Consider the following 14744-nt stretch of genomic DNA (forward strand, 5'->3'; position numbering starts at 1 on the left):
TGAGGCATGTTCATTTATAAGAATTCTGATATCTTCCGCGATCGAACGGGAGTGGGTGTTATGTTTACCGCAAGTTTGGTACCGGAAGCCTATTACTGGGCGCGTTCATCAAAGCACTTCGACGGGAAGCTCACCGTCGTGCAGGTCTCGACTGTCTTCGGGGAAGAGCCCAATTACTGGACACTTGCACTGCCTGGCACTGACCAGCACGCTATGCCGTCCGATTTTGAGATCATCGGGCCGGTGGTACCCCCGGAGAAATACCCGATGCGGCAGGCCGCCGAATAGTTCTTACGGACGCAAGCGTTCTCAGATCCCCGCAATAAAAAATAGCTCTCCTGAACAAGAGGGGTTTCGCGCATCTAAGTGCGATCCGGCGCTGAGATGTTCGTGGACATCTATACTCTTCGTGTCTTGTCCAGATTGGCGAAATGGAGCATCGATCGTAACCGGTGTTCCACTCCCTCGTTGTCCTTCATGACCTGATCTGTGATCGGTTTTCCATGGACGAGCAACGGGAGTTTCTCCATGGAGAGTACATTGGAGTTTCTCACAACCAGGAAGTCTGGACGCGAGTTTCACCGGCATTGGCCTGATGAGGTCAAGGCACAGATCGTGTCGGAGAGCCTCCGGCCCGGCGCGAAGGTGAATGAGGTCACCGAACGCTTTGGATTGCGGGCGAATCGCCTTTCGACTTGGCGGACAATGGCGCGGCAGGGCAAGCTGGTTCTGCCTGCACCCGAAGATGCGGTGGAGTTCGCAGCGGTAGTCGTCGATCCGCCCGTGGTGGAGCCGCTGATCAATCGGCAGGATAAGACTAGCCGCCCCGAGATCATTGTCGGTTCGGTCACGATCCGCCTGGAAGAGGGCGCGTCTGTCGCCCGTATCGCCGCCGTAGCCCGTGCCTGCGCGGTCCCGGCATGATCTTTCCGTCGAACCGGGTTCGGATCATGGTGGCGACCAAACCGGTCGACTTCCGCAAGGGCCACGATGGCCTGGCGGCGCTGGTCAAAAACGAGCTGCACAGCAGGTTTGCTTTCACTTCCGCGCAGCGGGGAGTATCCTGATAGGGCCAATTTTGACCCGCCTTCCCATGTGCCTCCACGCATCACGGTGATGGCCCTTCAGGCGCAGGTTGGTAGCAAAAACAACTAATCGAGGTATCGGAAAAAATCGCGCGTTCTTGGTAATCAGTGCGCAACCTCCCGGCGTTTTTCGAGGGGCCGCCTCTAAGGAGGTATGCTATGACACTCGCCACATCAACAGTATCCCTGATCATACTTGGGGCGATCTCTGTCTCCACTATCGTTCGAACCGACGCCCATGAAGCGAAGAGCGGCTGGACCTACCCTCCGGCGTGCTGCAAGGCTCAGTGTTTGCTTGGAGATTGTGAGTCCATTCCCACTCAGGGCATCAGTCGAGGGCCTCACGGCTTTTCCGTCTTTCTGCATGCGGGCGACCACCACCTCGTGACAAAACCACACCTGTTCTTCATTCCGTATGGGGACGAAATCCCCTCCGGCGATGGGCGGTATCATATCTGCCTTCATCCCACGGAAGACGACGTGAACTGTTTCTTCTCGCCGCCTGACAGTACCTAACCACCTTTGAAGCTGCCGCCCCTTCGTAGCGGCGTCCTCGAAACCGCAGAAAGCATAGTGGTCAAGGTGCGGGAGGGACTGCGCTTACTGATGACCGACCGTGGGGCGATGGCGCTCCACTAGGTGTCGCCTTCACCTCTCGACAAAAGCTTCACCAGGGAGGTTCTGACTGGAGACGGCAACATTGCTTAAACCTCCCTGGTGTCCTTTTAACAAGGATCAGGAAAATCTAAGCTGGATCGCGCCGAGGGGAAGACGGACCTAAGTCGGACTGGCGATCCCAGAACCCGCTTCTCATACCAAGCGGCGTCGATATGTGCGCTATCGGCCGGCATCGCGATTAAACCGCCCCATTCAACAAGCGCTGGCCGATTCAAACGCGGAAGATCGAGATAGCATTCTATCGCAGCCGCTCGCCCGTTTATGTCGGACCCGACGTCGCCTGTCGGTCCCCGAGTAGCGAACTCAGGGAGGTCAGGTAGACGACAAACCCGATAGCTCTCACGAAGGTAAAGCTGCGCCGTCTTCGCACTGGGTTGCGACACCCTCGGCGTCATTGTCAAAAACGGCCACAACATTGATCTGTTTTCGCAGCGCGACAAGGCCTGGAACAACTTCTGAAGATTGCCTGTGCCACTAAATGGATAGCCATCTTCCATGTCGACATATCGAAAAAAGTCAGCGATTTCGGGCCGAAGTAGGCCAGCCGCGTGGCGTAGGATCGGAGGTATCCGAAGTGTTCCGGCCAGTGGTGCAGGCGCGAATCCAGAGTTGTTTACCAGCAAGGATTGATTTATGCTGCAGCGCAGCGTCAGCCTCGGGGGCGGATATGCAGTCAATTCTTGCCCATTTGCAGATGGAGCGAACTGCGGCGTTGCCGGCCAAGTTCGCGGACAATCCCTTTCGGACGTTGGCGCTCGACACGCTTCAGCGCCGCAATGCTATTCTGGATGCCGTCTTCTACGACGTGAACGCCGTGACGAAAGAGGAGACGCCCGCTCTTGCCTTTTGGTTGGCACGGGAGGGCGCGATCGTTTTCGTACCACCAACCGGCGGCGGCGCGTTGCGTGTCTTCCTGACACCGGAGGAATTTCTGAAGGAGGGCGTCGCCGTCGCCGCTCTTGCCATCGCCGGCGTCGGCAGTTCTGCTCTCGGTGCGGCTGCCTTTGCGCGCAATGTCGCCGACAGTCTCGGCGAGCCGGTTGTCGCGGTGGTTTCCGGCTACGGTCTTGCGGACGTGCTGACGGAAGCGCTCGGCGGATTCTTCTGGTTTGGGGCGCTCAACAGTATACGCCACGCCTTCGAGCCACTCGACGCCTTCACGAAGCTGTTCACTCGCACCGAACAGCTCGAGAGCGGATACCCGTGGACGCGAACCAGCAAAGACACGGAGACTGTCATTGCGCTTCTTGAAGACGCGCGCTTTTCTCCCCGCCTCCTCGTGGGTCATTCCAAGGGAAATCTGGTCCTATCCGAAGCTCTCTATGCGATTGCGGAGGAAGGGCCGGAGGCGCTGAAAAACGTTGCAACTCGGTCCCGCATCATCACGATCAGCGCCAAGGTAGGCATGCCGCCCGTCTTCGCCGATGTCATCGATATCATGGGCGAATGGGACTGGTTCGGTGCTCTTAACTCGCGCCCGGACATCCCAGCCGACCTCATAGTGCCGCATGCGTGGCACAGCACCAATCTCGAATTCCCGATGGGCATGGGCATCGATGTCACCCAGTCGATCAAGCACGTCATGGCCGAGTTCGAACCGGCCTCGAGGCCCAAGCGTCCCACCCGCCTTTCGGCCATCCTCGACGCCCCACAGCGGGCGGTCGCAGCGGTACGTTCGCGATAGAGGCTTGTTGCCCCGACAAGGCTACGCCCTCCTCGCGCAAGTGCATGCCGGATAAAGCAAAGACCTATTTCAGAGGAGATCCTGAGCATGCCCGTGGAGGCGCGGATAACGGATATCGATCTTTCAGCTCTGACAGTCGCCCGCAGCTATCACCCCTCGCCTACCGCATGGGAGGACGAGATCCTCTATTTCATGATGCTAGACCGTTTCTCGGACGGGCGCGAAAGCGACTACATCGCCAATGATGGGACGCCGCAGGCGGCCGGGCCGCTACGACGCCGGTATTCACGGACGCTGACCGCGACAACGCAATCGCTTCCGATGCCGACGCCGCTCGCTGGCGCGACGCCGGGGCTGGGTGGTGCGGCGGAACGCTGAAAGGGTTGACGAGCAAGCTCGGATATCTCAAGCGCCTCGGGATCACAGCGATCTGGGTCAGCCCCATCTTCAAGCAGGTCGCCTTCCAGGAGACCTATCACGGCTACGGGATCCAGGACTTTCTGGATGTTGACCCGCATTTCGGCACGCGCGAGGATCTTCGGGCGCTGGTTTCAACGGCGCATGCGATGGGCATTCGGGTGATCCTCGACATTATTCTGAACCATAGTGGCAACGTGTTTTCCTATGATGCCGACCGGTATCCGGCAGATAGGCCGGATGTCTTTGACCCGCGCTGGGATGGTCGGCCCTATCGCGTCGAAGGTTTCAATGACCGCGACGGCCGGCCCTTGATCCCATTTGACATACTGCCGGCGGAGATCCCGGACGAACCGACGGATGACGCGATCTGGCCGCGGGAGTTCCAGGATCCCGCCACATTCACGGCGCGCGGACGGATAAGCGGCTGGGATAATTATCCGGAATATCTGGAGGGAGACTTCTTCGATCTCAAGGACATCCGGCTTGGCGAAGGCGTTATCGACAGTTATCAGCCGTCGGCGGCACTCAAGGCTTTGTGCGACGTCTACCGGTTCTGGATCGCATTTGCCGATGTTGACGGGTTCCGAGTCGATACGGTCAAGCACATGGACCCGGGTGCAGCACGCTATTTGGCTCGGTCATCCACGAATTTGCGCAGACCTTGGGGAAACACAAATTCTACTTGATTGCTGAGATCGCTGGGGGGCGTGACCGTGCCTACGACACGCTCGAGACGACAGGGCTCAACACGGCGCTCGGCATCGACGATATTCCCGCCAAACTCGAACTGATCCCGAAGGGGCGTTGCAACCCATCCGAATATTTCGACCTATTCCGCAATTCGATCCTGATTGGCAAGGAATCGCATACGTGGTTCAGAGACCGGGTAGTAACCGTTCTTGACGATCATGATCAGGTGCGCAATCCCGGCAGGAAGGCTCGCTTCGCGGCCACCAATCCGCCGCTCAGCCTGGCGCTCGCGGCGTTTGCGCTGAACGCCACGACACTCGGTATCCCCTGCATCTACTACGGAAGCGAACAGTCCTTCGACGGGGCCGGCGATAGCGACAGATACCTCCGGGAATGTATGTTCGGCGGTACATTTGGCGCCTTCCGCAGCCGAGAGCGGCATTTCTTCCGCGAGGACACTTGGCTGTTCCAAGAGCTCGCAAAAGTCTTCAAAGTCCGCCGTGAGCAACTAGCGTTGCGTCGCGGCCGACAATACCTTCGCGAAATTTCCGGCAACGGGGTGGATTACGGCTTGCCCCATATGATCGGGGACGAGATGCGCTCAATCGTGCCATGGTCACGCATCCTCGATCGCACCGAAATCCTCCTGGCGGTCAACACGGACGCTGATATGGTCAGGACCACATCGGTGATCGTCGATCACGATCTGCATCAGCCGGGGTCAACGCTGCGGTGCCTCTATTCCAGCGATCCGGCAGTCCTTGGTCAGACCATTGCAGTTACCGAGAAGCCAGACGGCAAGCACGTCGTCGAGCTGACGGTTCCCGCCGCTGGCTTTGTGATTTTCCGGTGACGTATTGTCTCGAGTGAACTCGCATCGATGCCCCGTCAGATCGAGGGGAGCTCAATGCACTCAGCGGCTCGGAATCCCTGATGGTATGCGGGTCGGCTCGATGCGCACGCATCATCAATGAGGACCGAGAAATGAGCGGCGATTCCATCGAGAGCCCGAGGTGCGGCGCGGAGCGCCAGGATCTGAGTTGCGACGCTTCTGTCGACATACCGCCGCAACGCCGAGAGATAGAGTTGCCACTTGTCGCCGAAGGTGTCGTAGAGGCTCTGGCGACCAATGCACATTTCCGCGGTCAGCGCCGCTGCCGAGGTCCCCTCATATCCGTGCTGCGAGAAAATCGCGATCGCCTCATCAAGGGCAGCGTCGGGATCGAACACTTTTGGTCTTGCCATTGCCGAACGCTACGAATTTTGGAACGATCAGTCAAGTAAGATCTAAAGCTCGCTCTCATTGAGCGTGGCGTCGCCAGGAAGCGCTCGATTGCGGCTGGCCTCGGCCGGTTAGTTGGCCTTCGCTTCGAAATATTCGACGACGAGGCCATCGGGGTTGCGGACAGTCATGTTCCGGCCGAAGGGGATGGTCACCGGATCATGCAGGATCTCTGCGCCATTGTCCTTGAGCCAAGGAATAAACGCATCGAGCGAGTCCACATAGAAGATCGCGGAAATGTCGTTGACCGTCGCCAGATCTTCCTTGGCGCCGGCGAGGATCAGAACCTTGCCGATTTTGGCGCCCTTGATACGCTTTTCGGTGTTTTCGAACTTCAGCTCGCACGGGAGTGCCTGGGCCGTCTCATAGAATGCGATCGTGCTTTCGAACTTTTCCGTCTCCACGTAAAGACGGAATACCATGTCAGCGACTTTCATCGCGTTCTCCTTTCAGAATTTGGGTAGAGGTATTGTTCCCGGCCAAGATCAGCCGAGATCGTTTCGAACGACAACGCATTCGAGACTGTCGGCCTTTCGGGCGATTTCCATTGCGTTGGGCAGGTCGCTCATCGGATAGACCTTTGCTTTGATTGGGCTCAGGTCGAGGCGGCCGATGCGGAGGAGGTTGAGGAGCTTGAGATGGGCGTCGGCCTCGTACATGAAGTGACCGATGATCTCCAGATTATTGCCCATCATCTGCATGTAGTTGACGGGCACCGGCACCGTCATGCTTCCCATGAGCACAAGCCTGCCATTGCGGCGAAGGCTGCCGAGGGCCGAAAGTGTCGTGCTCGGATCGTTTGCCTGGCCGACCATGTCGAAGGCGAGCTCTGCACCGCCGCCGCTGGCTGCCCTCAGGGCCTCCGCATCCGCCTTGACGTCGCCTGTCATCGCAACAGTCGTCACGCGGCCGCCCGTGGCCTTGGAAATCGCCTCGAGCTTGGCGGCGTTGCGTCCGGATCCAACGACCTTGCCGGCACCCATGGCGAGGGCAACCAGTGCTGCTGCTGTCCCATAAGCACCCGTGATGCCGTTGATGACGACCGTTTCGCCGGCCGACAGGCGGCCGCGCACCAGGCCACCGTAAGGCACGACGCAGCGGCTGAAGATCGAGAAGTCCTCGGCGGGAATATGGTCGAGACCATCCGCGGGGGTCACGGCCGAGACCGGCCAGAGCGCGTATTCAGCCAGTGTGCCGTCGGGCCAGTCGGCCATCTGCGCTTCGCCAGCCCCGCCGAAATTGGTCACACCGATCAGAATCTGCGTCTTGTCGGCCACGTTCTCGCTGGTAACGAGATGGGAGGACAGCACGACGCGCTGCCCGGACTTCAGATGCCAAACGTCGCGACCGACGGCCTCGATGGTGCCAAATCCATTGCCGCCGGGCGTGAACGCGCCGTGGGGTGGCCGGTATGTGGGGAGCTTGCCCTCTACATACTCCTTCAAATAGGACATCAGCGATGACGTCTCGATCTTGACGAGGACGCTGCCCGGCCGGACTTCCGGCATGGGCACTTCACGAAGTTGAAACGGGGTTCCGAACCCGTCGATCTGCCAGGCTTTCACGGTCATCTCCTTGATCTGTTCGTCTTGTTGAGAAATCAGACAGGCGCGTCGCCCGGTCCCCAGCTCGGACCAGCAAACCGGTGGCCTTGCGGCACGCGCGAATTCGCCCGGTAAGTCTGTATCCACCCGGGATAGGACGGTGGCAGTCGGCTCGCCTCGTCGAGCCGTTGTAGGTCGTCCTCGTCGAGAGAGACGCCGGTCGCACCAAGATTGTCGTCAAGCTGTTCGACACGCTTGACGCCAACGATGACGCTCGTCACCGCTTTTCGCGACAGGAGCCATGCCAAAGCGATCTGAGCCGGTGTCGCAGCGTGCTTCGGAGCAAGGTCCCGGAGAACATCGACGACTTCAAAAGCGCGCTCGGTGTCAACAGGAGGGAACTGAAGCTTGACTCGGCGCGACTCCTTGTCCTCGGTGCCGTTGCGGTCGAATTTGCCCGAGAGCAAGCCCCCTGCCAGTGGGCTCCAGCACAACAATCCAAGCCCCTGATCAGTAACCGCCGGAACGAGTTCACGCTCGATGTCGCGCCCAGCCAGTGAGTAATAGGACTGGACAGAGACAAAGCGTGCCGACCGGTTCAGATCGGATATGCCAAGCGCCTTCAGGACCTGCCAGGCCATGTAGTTCGAGCAACCGATGTAGCGGACCTTTCCTTGCCGGACCGCATCGTCGAGGGCGCGAAGTGTCTCTTCCATCGGCGTGACACGATCGAAATTGTGGAGCTGGTAGAGATCGACATAGTCGGTCTTCAACCGCCCCAGGCTTGCCTCAAGACCGGCCATGATATGGGTCCGGGACTGCCCGACATCGTTCGGGCCGGGTCCAACGCGGCTACTGACCTTGGTAGCCAGAACCAGGTTCTGGCGGCGACCGGTCAGCGCGTCTCCAAGTACAGTTTCTGAACCGCCGCCCGTGTAGACGTCCGCAGTATCGATTAAATTAATACCGGCATCGATCGCCCTGCCGACAATCTGGTCTGCCTCTTGCAACGACAGATTGCCGATGGGATTGGCATTACCTCCAAACGTCATCGTTCCGAGGCAGAGCCGTGAAACGAATGTGCCTGTCGTACCGAGCTGACTGTATTGCATCTGTCTCTCCTGCAGTGGTGATAGACAGATAACACCGCCTGGGACCTTGCGCTATGGACGATACGTCTTCTATAGTCCGTCATGAGTATCCAATCGTCCGAAGGTGCAAGATGGATCCCCTCTCCGATATTTTGACAATGTTCACCGTCCAGCGGGTTGCCACGATCCGGTTCGAGTCCTCCGGCCCCTACGCTCTCAGGTTCGGGGGATACGACCATATCAAATTCGGGGCGATACTATCCGGCAGTCTCAGACTGTGGGTCGAGGGGAACCCGATACCGATCGAGCTTGGTCCCGGTGACTGCTATCTGCTGACGGATGGACGGCCCTACAGGACTTCGAACTCTGAGGACGCGCAGGAAATCGACGGGAATGTCTATTTTGCTGGCGCGAGAGGCGAGGATGGAACGATCAAGCTCGGCGAAGGTCCAATCGACAAGGTGGCGATTGGCGGACGGTTCGTATTCGATGAAGAAGGCGCGGCCTGGCTGAGGAGCGCCCTACCTACGATCATTCACATAAAAGCCTCGTCGCCGGCGGCCGGCCCGCTGCGTAGGACGCTGGAACTTCTTGGCCTTGAAGCGGGTGGGGGCGCACCCGGCGAGAATGTGATCGTCGATCGCCTTGCGGATATCCTTCTCGTGCAGGCGTTGCGCGCCTACCTTGCTGAGAGCGGTCCGGGCCAGGCGAGTTGGCTTGCTGGCCTCGCTGACCCAAAGCTCGCGCGCGCCATGCGAAGCTTTCACAACGACGTGGCCGCAGATTGGTCAGTTGCATCAATGGCATCGGTTGCCGGCATGTCACGGTCGTCGTTCGCGGAAAAATTCAAATCCGTCGTGGGTGTTACACCTCTCGACTACGTGACGCGGTGGCGAATGCAGCGCGTGCGTCGAGCGTTGATCGAGACGGATCTCGCCTTCGCGACAATCGCAGAGGACAATGGATACCGATCGCGGACGTCATGCAGCCAGACGTTCAAGCGCGTGTTCGGTCATCCTCCGCAGGATCTGAGGACCTACACCGATCCGCATTTCGGCGACCGGTATGAAGACGGGTCCATCCGGGCGGCGTGATAAGGCAAATCGCGCCGGCGGCAAAGCGGGTGACTTCGCATCCTCGGTCTCGCCGTCAAACGAGTTGGGGGCAGAACAAGAACAGTCCGAAATCGATGGGATGGAAGACACATTCGTCGAGGATATCGATGATCTCGAACGCGCGACGGCTGAACTGAGGCCGCTCGCCGAGAAGGTCTCGCGCTACTCCGAGGCTCAAGGGATCAGCGGCAAGACGGTCACCGTGAAAATCAAATACTCGGACTTCACCCAGGCGATGCGCAGTCGGACCGGCACTGTGGCGTCCGCAAACATGGCTGATGTTTTCGACGCGGCATCAGGACTTTTGGCAACCGTCTATCCCTTCAAACGGTCCGTGCGACTGTTGGGTGTGATGCTATCGTCCCTGACCAGCGATCAGCCCAGCGACGCGACCGAGGGGCAGCCGCAACTCGATCTCAACCTCTAGCAGGAACAAGGTTCCGAAAACGAAAAAGCCTGAGTCGTCCATGGACGCGCTCAACGATTCTGGGCCCTCTCGTTTGAAAATGAAGGCCATTTGCAGGAAATTGCTGAAGAACACGAAGCGGTTCTCAAAGCGATGAACCAGAGAGCGCCGGATGCAGCGGCTGAGGCAATCAGGACGCATATCAATTCGTTTCGAAGCTCGATGATGAACAGCAATCCCCGCTGAGCGTCAGAAGGGGCCGACGCGCTTGCCGCTCGCACTGGATCTAACGCGCTACCGCTTCGAGAAACATTTTCCGAAACCGCGCGCGGTCGATATCAAGAACGACGGTGATCTTGCCGACCTTTGCAGGCGCCGATTTTTCGTCGAAGACGATGAACTGGCCGCGTTGGCGACCTTCGCCGATATCGACGTCAGCGAACACCTCGGTGGTTTTCGTTGCAAGCGTTGGATCAATAGCGATCGCCGTGGTGATCTCATCCCACATCGGTAAATCTTTCCAGGCGTTGTTCACGAGATAATCCGTCAGTGCCGGCGCTTTTGCCTTCATGTCCTTGATTAGCGCGTCATCGACGGACACGGCATCTGTCACTAGGCCGGTTGCCACAATTGATGGAAACCCCGCTGTCATGACGATATGGGCAGCTTCCGGATCGAAGATGGAATTGAAGGCATCCGCCGACAGGACCTTACCTGATGTGGGATCGAAAGCCGCCTTCGGTGCCCCAGTGACCAGCAAGGTTTTGACCAGTGAGGCAAATCCCGGATCGGTTCTGACAGCCAGCGCAATATTGGTCAAGGGCCCAGCGGCGACGATCGTTACCTGGCCCGGATATTTGTGAACCTGATCGATCATGAAATCGACGGCCGATTGCGTTTGAGCCTTCGTCGTCGGCATGCCTTCTTTGAGCTCAGGCACCTTCATTGGATCGAAGTTCTGCGTCGTGCCATCGGTCTCCGGCTTATTCCACGCTCCCTTCCAGCTCAGCTTCCCGTATTGCGCCTCCCAGGCGGTCAAACGATCAGGCGTATTGATAAGCGGCATCAATGCGCCCTTGTAGACAGGAATCTGTGGATGCTGCGCGATCTCCAGAAAACGAAGCGTCTGGGCAACGCCCTTGGGCATCCACTCATCGCCTGTTACGCCCGTCAACCCAAGGAGCTCGGCTTTCGGATTGTCGAGAAAGAAAAGTATCGGCTGCAGGTCAGATCCGCCGGGTCCCGCGAAATCCTGGTCGAGGATGAATTTGGGAGGTGTGGTCTGGGCATGGCCGACGGTCGAAAGGCACATACCCAGAGCAAGTGAAGCTGCGAGCTGGTGAACAAAGGATCGCATGCGGTGTCTTTTCATCCGGGTTTCTCCTGTCGCCCAATCCTACGAACGGGATTGATCAAAGATGGCCATGGTCAGCGGTGGCGTCGTCGCCGACTCTTATTGACGCTTGACCTGCTGTCATCCCTTTGAGATGCAAACAACCGTCCAAGATTTTGAACGAGCGGTATTATGCAACTGGATGACATTCGCGCCTTCGAACGGATCGCCTCGAGCGGTTCGCTTTCCGACGCAGCACGCAGGCACGGCATTCCGAAAAGCAGCCTCAGCCATGGGCTCAGACGGCTGGAGTCCGAACTGGGGGCCGCGCTGTTCGAACGAAAGGGAAGCCGGCTTATCCTAACCGATGAGGGCCATGCGTTTCTCAACCATGCTCAGGATGTCGTTCGCGCCTGCCAGCGGGCTGAAGATGCCGTTCGAACGACGCGTCTTGGCAGTGTCGTCAAACTGCGCATCGGAACGACGGACGAACTGGGGACCAACCTTATGGCGCCGATGTGTCTGCAATATATCAGGCGCAATGGCGATGTTTCTTTTGACCTTGCTGTCCTCAACAAGGTGGACTTGTTTCACCGCGACGCGAGCCTTGATTGCATCATATTCGCTGGTCCACCGCCGGAAGAAGAGGCCAAGAATTTGATCCACCGCCGTATCGCGCGCTATGTCAGTGGTCTCTACGCCTCGCCGACTTATCTTCGCGAGAATGGCACTCCAGCGAATATCGACGAATTGCGCCGTCATCCGCTCGTCGAGAATCGCGCCGCGGGCGGGACTGGAGCCTGGTCGATAGCCAGCGAGCATGAACGTGTGGTGATACATCCCAGTGGAAGAACATCGACCAACGACAACTGGCTCGCAAAGCTATCCGTGATTCAGGGGATGGGCATCGGCTTTTTCCCTGAGTGGTTTGCCATTGAAGAGGTTCGCGCCGGGATCCTGGTTCCTGTCTTACCGGAATGGAGTTCCGACGCGATCTCCGTTGGCATCTACTATCATGCCCATCGGTTTTCCAATCCGCAGATCAAAGCATTCGTCACGTTTCTGGCGACCCAGTTTCACGGGTTCTATCGGTTTCCGTACCGCGAGGAGGATTTCGACATGGGCGGAATAAAGCTGGCTTGAGACGATGGGTAGAATACCTCTCGGCGTCCGAGATTCATGGCGCAGCTCTTGATGGGAGCGGAACCGACGACCACGTTATTTCTAAGCCAAAGGCCTAGATAGGACGTGAACCAGAGTTTCCGGTTGAAAAGATGTTACATCGCACTTTCTCTCTAATTTCACACACACGAAAACATGATGCATGCAGCGCGCAGCAAACATGGCCCCGATCCACATTCGCCTCTTAGCTGTAGCCGATGTCGCCCCGTGCGCGCCATCCGCAGATGCTATTTCAATCGGGCCAGTAGCTCTCTGGCGACGGCCGGGGCGGAGGCGGGGTTCTGGCCAGTAATAAGTTCCCGATCGGTCACTATATGTGCCGAGAAAGCTACCTCTGCCTGACTGAATTGGGCGCCTGCCTGGGTGAGTGCATCCTGCGGATAGAACTTCATCTCGCCGCCACCCAGCAGTCCCTTTGCCATTTCCTCTTCCTGGTTACTGAAGACGGTGAACCTGTAGCCGGCATAGACCCAGCCCGCTTGCGCCTTTGCCGTTCCCGCCGTTTCGAACTGGGTCACGAAACCTTGTGCGTCCGGCAGCGTAGAAAGCAGCGCGATCGGGCCATGGCAGGCCAACGCGGTCGTTCTGCCATTCTCATGAAACCAGGTGAGCAGCTTGCCGAGTTCTGAACTCACCAGAAGATCTTGCATGGGTGCGTGACCGCCAGGCACATAGACCGCGTCGAAATGCTCGTAACCGATCTGCTCGACCCGCGCGAGGCTGATGACAGGCGACCTGTCGCTCGACATCAGGCCCAGTTCCGACAACTGCGCCTCGCTGGCTTTCATCGCCGCTTCATCACCACCGAAATACATCTTGTCGATGGAGGTCGTCCACGGAAGGCGCAGTGCCTTCCGGCGTGGCGAAAGTGATCTCATGGCCGGCATCGAGCAGCGCCTGCACCGGCTGCATCAGTTCATTGAGGTAGAAACCGGTCTTGAACACCTTGCCGTCCTTGAGGTCGAGGCGGTCGGAATCGGAAAGCACGATCAGGACGTTTCCGGCATGGGCGCTCAGAGTGCTGGTGCCGAGTGCAAGAGCGATGGCGAGGCCTCGCATAAGATTCATGGTTTAGCTCCAAAAGTTTGGGAAGGCAAAGGCAGTTGCTTCTCAGCCAGCGAGCTTGGTCAGCCGGTACAGGGCGAAGTCGGCGAAATAGTCACCCACGCCGCTCGCCTGAAAACACTGCATGGCGGCACCCTGCATATGAGCGCGCCATTGGGCTTCACTTTGCCAGGTTTCGACGAAGATGCGGACCCGCCCATCATCGAGCGACTGATGCAACTCGTAACGAAGGCAGCCATCTTCGGCCAAGGTCTCGGCAACGAGCTTTTCCTGAGCGGCGCCAAGCGCCGCTTCCTTACCGGGCCTTGCCGTGGTGATGGCGATGATGGTCAGCGGTGTGTTTGGCATGGCCGATATCCTTCAGGCGATGGTGTTGACGAGACCGCCTTCGGCACGAAGGGCTGCGCCGTTCGTGGCGGATGAGCGGGGGCTGGCGAGATAGGCAACGAGGTTTGCCACCTCTTCCGCTTCCACCATGCGCTGAAGGATCGAGGCCGAGCGAGCGGTGGCGAAGAATTCGGCCTCGATTTCTTTGATCGGTGCGGACGGGTCGCTTGCCTGGCTGCGCAGGAAGGCCTCGATGCCCTCCGAGCGGGTCGGCCCCGGCAGCACGGCATTGACGGTGACATTGGTGCCGCGGGTCAGTTGCGCCAAGCCGCGTGAGACCGAAAGCTGTGCCGTCTTGGTCGTTGCGTAGTGGATCATATCCTGCGGAATGGCGAGGCCTGACTCACTGGAGATAAAGACGATACGGCCCCAGTTGCGCTCCAGCATACCGGGAAGATAGGTTCGGGACAGGCGCACGCCGCTCATGACATTGACGTCGAACAGATGGCTCCAGTCGGCGTCGGTGATGTCGCCAAAAGCCTTGCTCTCGTAGATGCCGAGATTGTTGACGAGGATATCGACCGAAGGTTCGGCCCTTGTGATGATCGCGGCGCCTTGGGCGCTGGCAGCGTCTGCCAGAACGCCAGTGATACCCGATCCACCGGATGCCTTGACGGAAGCGATTGCGCTGTCGAGCTTGGCGCGGTCGCGGCCCGTGACGACAACCCGCGCGCCTTCCGTGGCGAGAGAGCGGGCGATTTCGAAACCTATGCCGGCGGTGGCGCCGGTCACAAGCACGATCTTTCCGTTGAGTTGCAAATCCATGTCGTGTCTCCAGATTG

The 14744-nt window shown here is 58.7% G+C and carries 15 protein-coding genes and 4 pseudogenes; 11 read left to right on the forward strand and 8 right to left on the reverse strand.

Features of this window, described 5'->3' with window-relative positions; genetic code table 11:
- The first annotated feature begins 60 nt into the window (after window positions 1-60).
- The 7 genes and pseudogenes from G9X64_RS01260 (at window position 61) to G9X64_RS36940 (ending at window position 5410) form a co-directional block, all read left to right on the forward strand.
- The gene (locus G9X64_RS01260) at window positions 61-288 is read left to right on the forward strand and encodes a hypothetical protein (RefSeq protein ID WP_168317182.1); all 228 of its coding nucleotides are present in this window, start codon (window positions 61-63) and stop codon (window positions 286-288) included.
- 252 nt (window positions 289-540) lie between these two features.
- Window positions 541-924, forward strand: a complete 384-nt coding sequence (locus G9X64_RS01265; protein WP_246270861.1) for a transposase — start codon at window positions 541-543, stop codon at window positions 922-924.
- A pseudogene (tnpB, locus tag G9X64_RS01270) lies at window positions 921-1022 on the forward strand (IS66 family insertion sequence element accessory protein TnpB); the annotation flags it as partial. The gene G9X64_RS01265 and the pseudogene tnpB, both read left to right, overlap by 4 nt.
- Window positions 1023-2430: 1408 nt before the next feature.
- Entirely contained in the window at window positions 2431-3447 is a 1017-nt protein-coding gene (locus tag G9X64_RS01275; protein ID WP_171375803.1) for a hypothetical protein, read from the forward strand.
- Between the two features lie 87 nt (window positions 3448-3534).
- Window positions 3535-3825 (forward strand): hypothetical protein, encoded by a 291-nt coding sequence (locus G9X64_RS36145; protein WP_210259594.1) that lies wholly within the window; start codon window positions 3535-3537, stop codon window positions 3823-3825.
- Window positions 3759-4553 (forward strand): alpha-amylase family glycosyl hydrolase, encoded by a 795-nt coding sequence (locus G9X64_RS36935; protein ID WP_446689146.1) that lies wholly within the window; start codon window positions 3759-3761, stop codon window positions 4551-4553. Before G9X64_RS36145 ends, G9X64_RS36935 begins: the two co-directional genes overlap by 67 nt.
- Window positions 4550-5410: an alpha-amylase family protein gene (locus G9X64_RS36940; RefSeq protein WP_281360110.1), complete on the forward strand. Its 861-nt coding sequence runs from the start codon at window positions 4550-4552 to the stop codon at window positions 5408-5410. Before G9X64_RS36935 ends, G9X64_RS36940 begins: the two co-directional genes overlap by 4 nt.
- 35 nt (window positions 5411-5445) lie before the next feature.
- Here the strand turns inward: G9X64_RS36940 and G9X64_RS01285 are convergent, their stop codons facing one another.
- From G9X64_RS01285 to G9X64_RS01300, 4 genes are all read right to left on the reverse strand, one after another.
- Complete coding sequence (locus G9X64_RS01285) at window positions 5446-5787, reverse strand: TetR/AcrR family transcriptional regulator (RefSeq protein ID WP_312864011.1); 342 nt, start codon at window positions 5785-5787, stop codon at window positions 5446-5448.
- Between the two features lie 123 nt (window positions 5788-5910).
- Window positions 5911-6276, reverse strand: a complete 366-nt coding sequence (locus G9X64_RS01290; RefSeq protein ID WP_171375805.1) for a VOC family protein — start codon at window positions 6274-6276, stop codon at window positions 5911-5913.
- Between the two features lie 48 nt (window positions 6277-6324).
- On the reverse strand, window positions 6325-7404 hold the full coding sequence (locus G9X64_RS01295; protein ID WP_171375806.1) for a zinc-binding dehydrogenase: 1080 nt from the start codon (window positions 7402-7404) through the stop codon (window positions 6325-6327).
- Window positions 7405-7439: 35 nt separating this feature from the next.
- Complete coding sequence (locus G9X64_RS01300; RefSeq protein ID WP_171375807.1) at window positions 7440-8495, reverse strand: aldo/keto reductase; 1056 nt, start codon at window positions 8493-8495, stop codon at window positions 7440-7442.
- Window positions 8496-8605: 110 nt separating this feature from the next.
- On the opposite strand from G9X64_RS01300, the gene G9X64_RS01305 reads away from it, so the two are divergent.
- The 3 genes and pseudogenes from G9X64_RS01305 to G9X64_RS37210 form a co-directional block, all read left to right on the forward strand.
- Window positions 8606-9568 carry an AraC family transcriptional regulator gene (locus G9X64_RS01305; protein WP_171375808.1) on the forward strand — a complete coding sequence of 321 codons (963 nt, stop codon included), beginning with the start codon at window positions 8606-8608 and terminating at the stop codon, window positions 9566-9568.
- A 97-nt stretch (window positions 9569-9665) separates the two neighbouring features.
- A pseudogene (locus G9X64_RS01310) lies at window positions 9666-10016 on the forward strand (DinB/UmuC family translesion DNA polymerase); the annotation flags it as partial.
- Between the two features lie 48 nt (window positions 10017-10064).
- Window positions 10065-10241: pseudogene (locus G9X64_RS37210) on the forward strand (FCD domain-containing protein); the annotation flags it as partial.
- 40 nt (window positions 10242-10281) lie between these two features.
- On the opposite strand, the gene G9X64_RS01320 reads toward G9X64_RS37210, so the two are convergent.
- Entirely contained in the window at window positions 10282-11367 is a 1086-nt protein-coding gene (locus G9X64_RS01320; protein ID WP_171375809.1) for a nucleoside hydrolase, read from the reverse strand.
- A gap of 153 nt (window positions 11368-11520) precedes the next feature.
- Here G9X64_RS01320 and G9X64_RS01325 point away from each other — a divergent pair, with 153 nt between their 5' ends.
- Window positions 11521-12471 (forward strand): LysR family transcriptional regulator, encoded by a 951-nt coding sequence (locus tag G9X64_RS01325; RefSeq protein WP_171375810.1) that lies wholly within the window; start codon window positions 11521-11523, stop codon window positions 12469-12471.
- Between the two features lie 266 nt (window positions 12472-12737).
- On the opposite strand, the pseudogene G9X64_RS01330 reads toward G9X64_RS01325, so the two are convergent.
- The 3 genes and pseudogenes from G9X64_RS01330 to G9X64_RS01340 form a co-directional block, all read right to left on the reverse strand.
- Window positions 12738-13578: pseudogene (locus G9X64_RS01330) on the reverse strand (type 1 glutamine amidotransferase domain-containing protein).
- A 42-nt stretch (window positions 13579-13620) separates the two neighbouring features.
- Window positions 13621-13923, reverse strand: coding sequence for a putative quinol monooxygenase (locus tag G9X64_RS01335; protein WP_171375811.1), 303 nt, complete (start codon window positions 13921-13923; stop codon window positions 13621-13623).
- A gap of 12 nt (window positions 13924-13935) precedes the next feature.
- Window positions 13936-14727: an SDR family NAD(P)-dependent oxidoreductase gene (locus tag G9X64_RS01340; RefSeq protein WP_171375812.1), complete on the reverse strand. Its 792-nt coding sequence runs from the start codon at window positions 14725-14727 to the stop codon at window positions 13936-13938.
- Window positions 14728-14744 lie beyond the last annotated feature (17 nt).

This window comes from Rhizobium sophorae, from assembly GCF_013087515.1.
Classification (GTDB): domain Bacteria; phylum Pseudomonadota; class Alphaproteobacteria; order Rhizobiales; family Rhizobiaceae; genus Rhizobium; species Rhizobium sophorae.

Bases quoted from the DNA above. Each gene is read 5' to 3' on its own strand.
- G9X64_RS01260 (WP_168317182.1), top strand. From the start codon at position 61: ATGTTTACCGCAAGTTTGGTACCGGAAGCCTATTACTGGGCGCGTTCA.
- G9X64_RS01275 (WP_171375803.1), top strand. From the start codon at position 2,431: ATGCAGTCAATTCTTGCCCATTTGCAGATGGAGCGAACTGCGGCGTTG.
- G9X64_RS36145 (WP_210259594.1), top strand. From the start codon at position 3,535: ATGCCCGTGGAGGCGCGGATAACGGATATCGATCTTTCAGCTCTGACA.
- G9X64_RS01290 (WP_171375805.1), bottom strand. From the start codon at position 6,276: ATGAAAGTCGCTGACATGGTATTCCGTCTTTACGTGGAGACGGAAAAG.
- G9X64_RS01300 (WP_171375807.1), bottom strand. From the start codon at position 8,495: ATGCAATACAGTCAGCTCGGTACGACAGGCACATTCGTTTCACGGCTC.
- G9X64_RS01305 (WP_171375808.1), top strand. From the start codon at position 8,606: ATGGATCCCCTCTCCGATATTTTGACAATGTTCACCGTCCAGCGGGTT.
- G9X64_RS01320 (WP_171375809.1), bottom strand. From the start codon at position 11,367: ATGAAAAGACACCGCATGCGATCCTTTGTTCACCAGCTCGCAGCTTCA.
- G9X64_RS01325 (WP_171375810.1), top strand. From the start codon at position 11,521: ATGCAACTGGATGACATTCGCGCCTTCGAACGGATCGCCTCGAGCGGT.
- G9X64_RS01335 (WP_171375811.1), bottom strand. From the start codon at position 13,923: ATGCCAAACACACCGCTGACCATCATCGCCATCACCACGGCAAGGCCC.
- G9X64_RS01340 (WP_171375812.1), bottom strand. From the start codon at position 14,727: ATGGATTTGCAACTCAACGGAAAGATCGTGCTTGTGACCGGCGCCACC.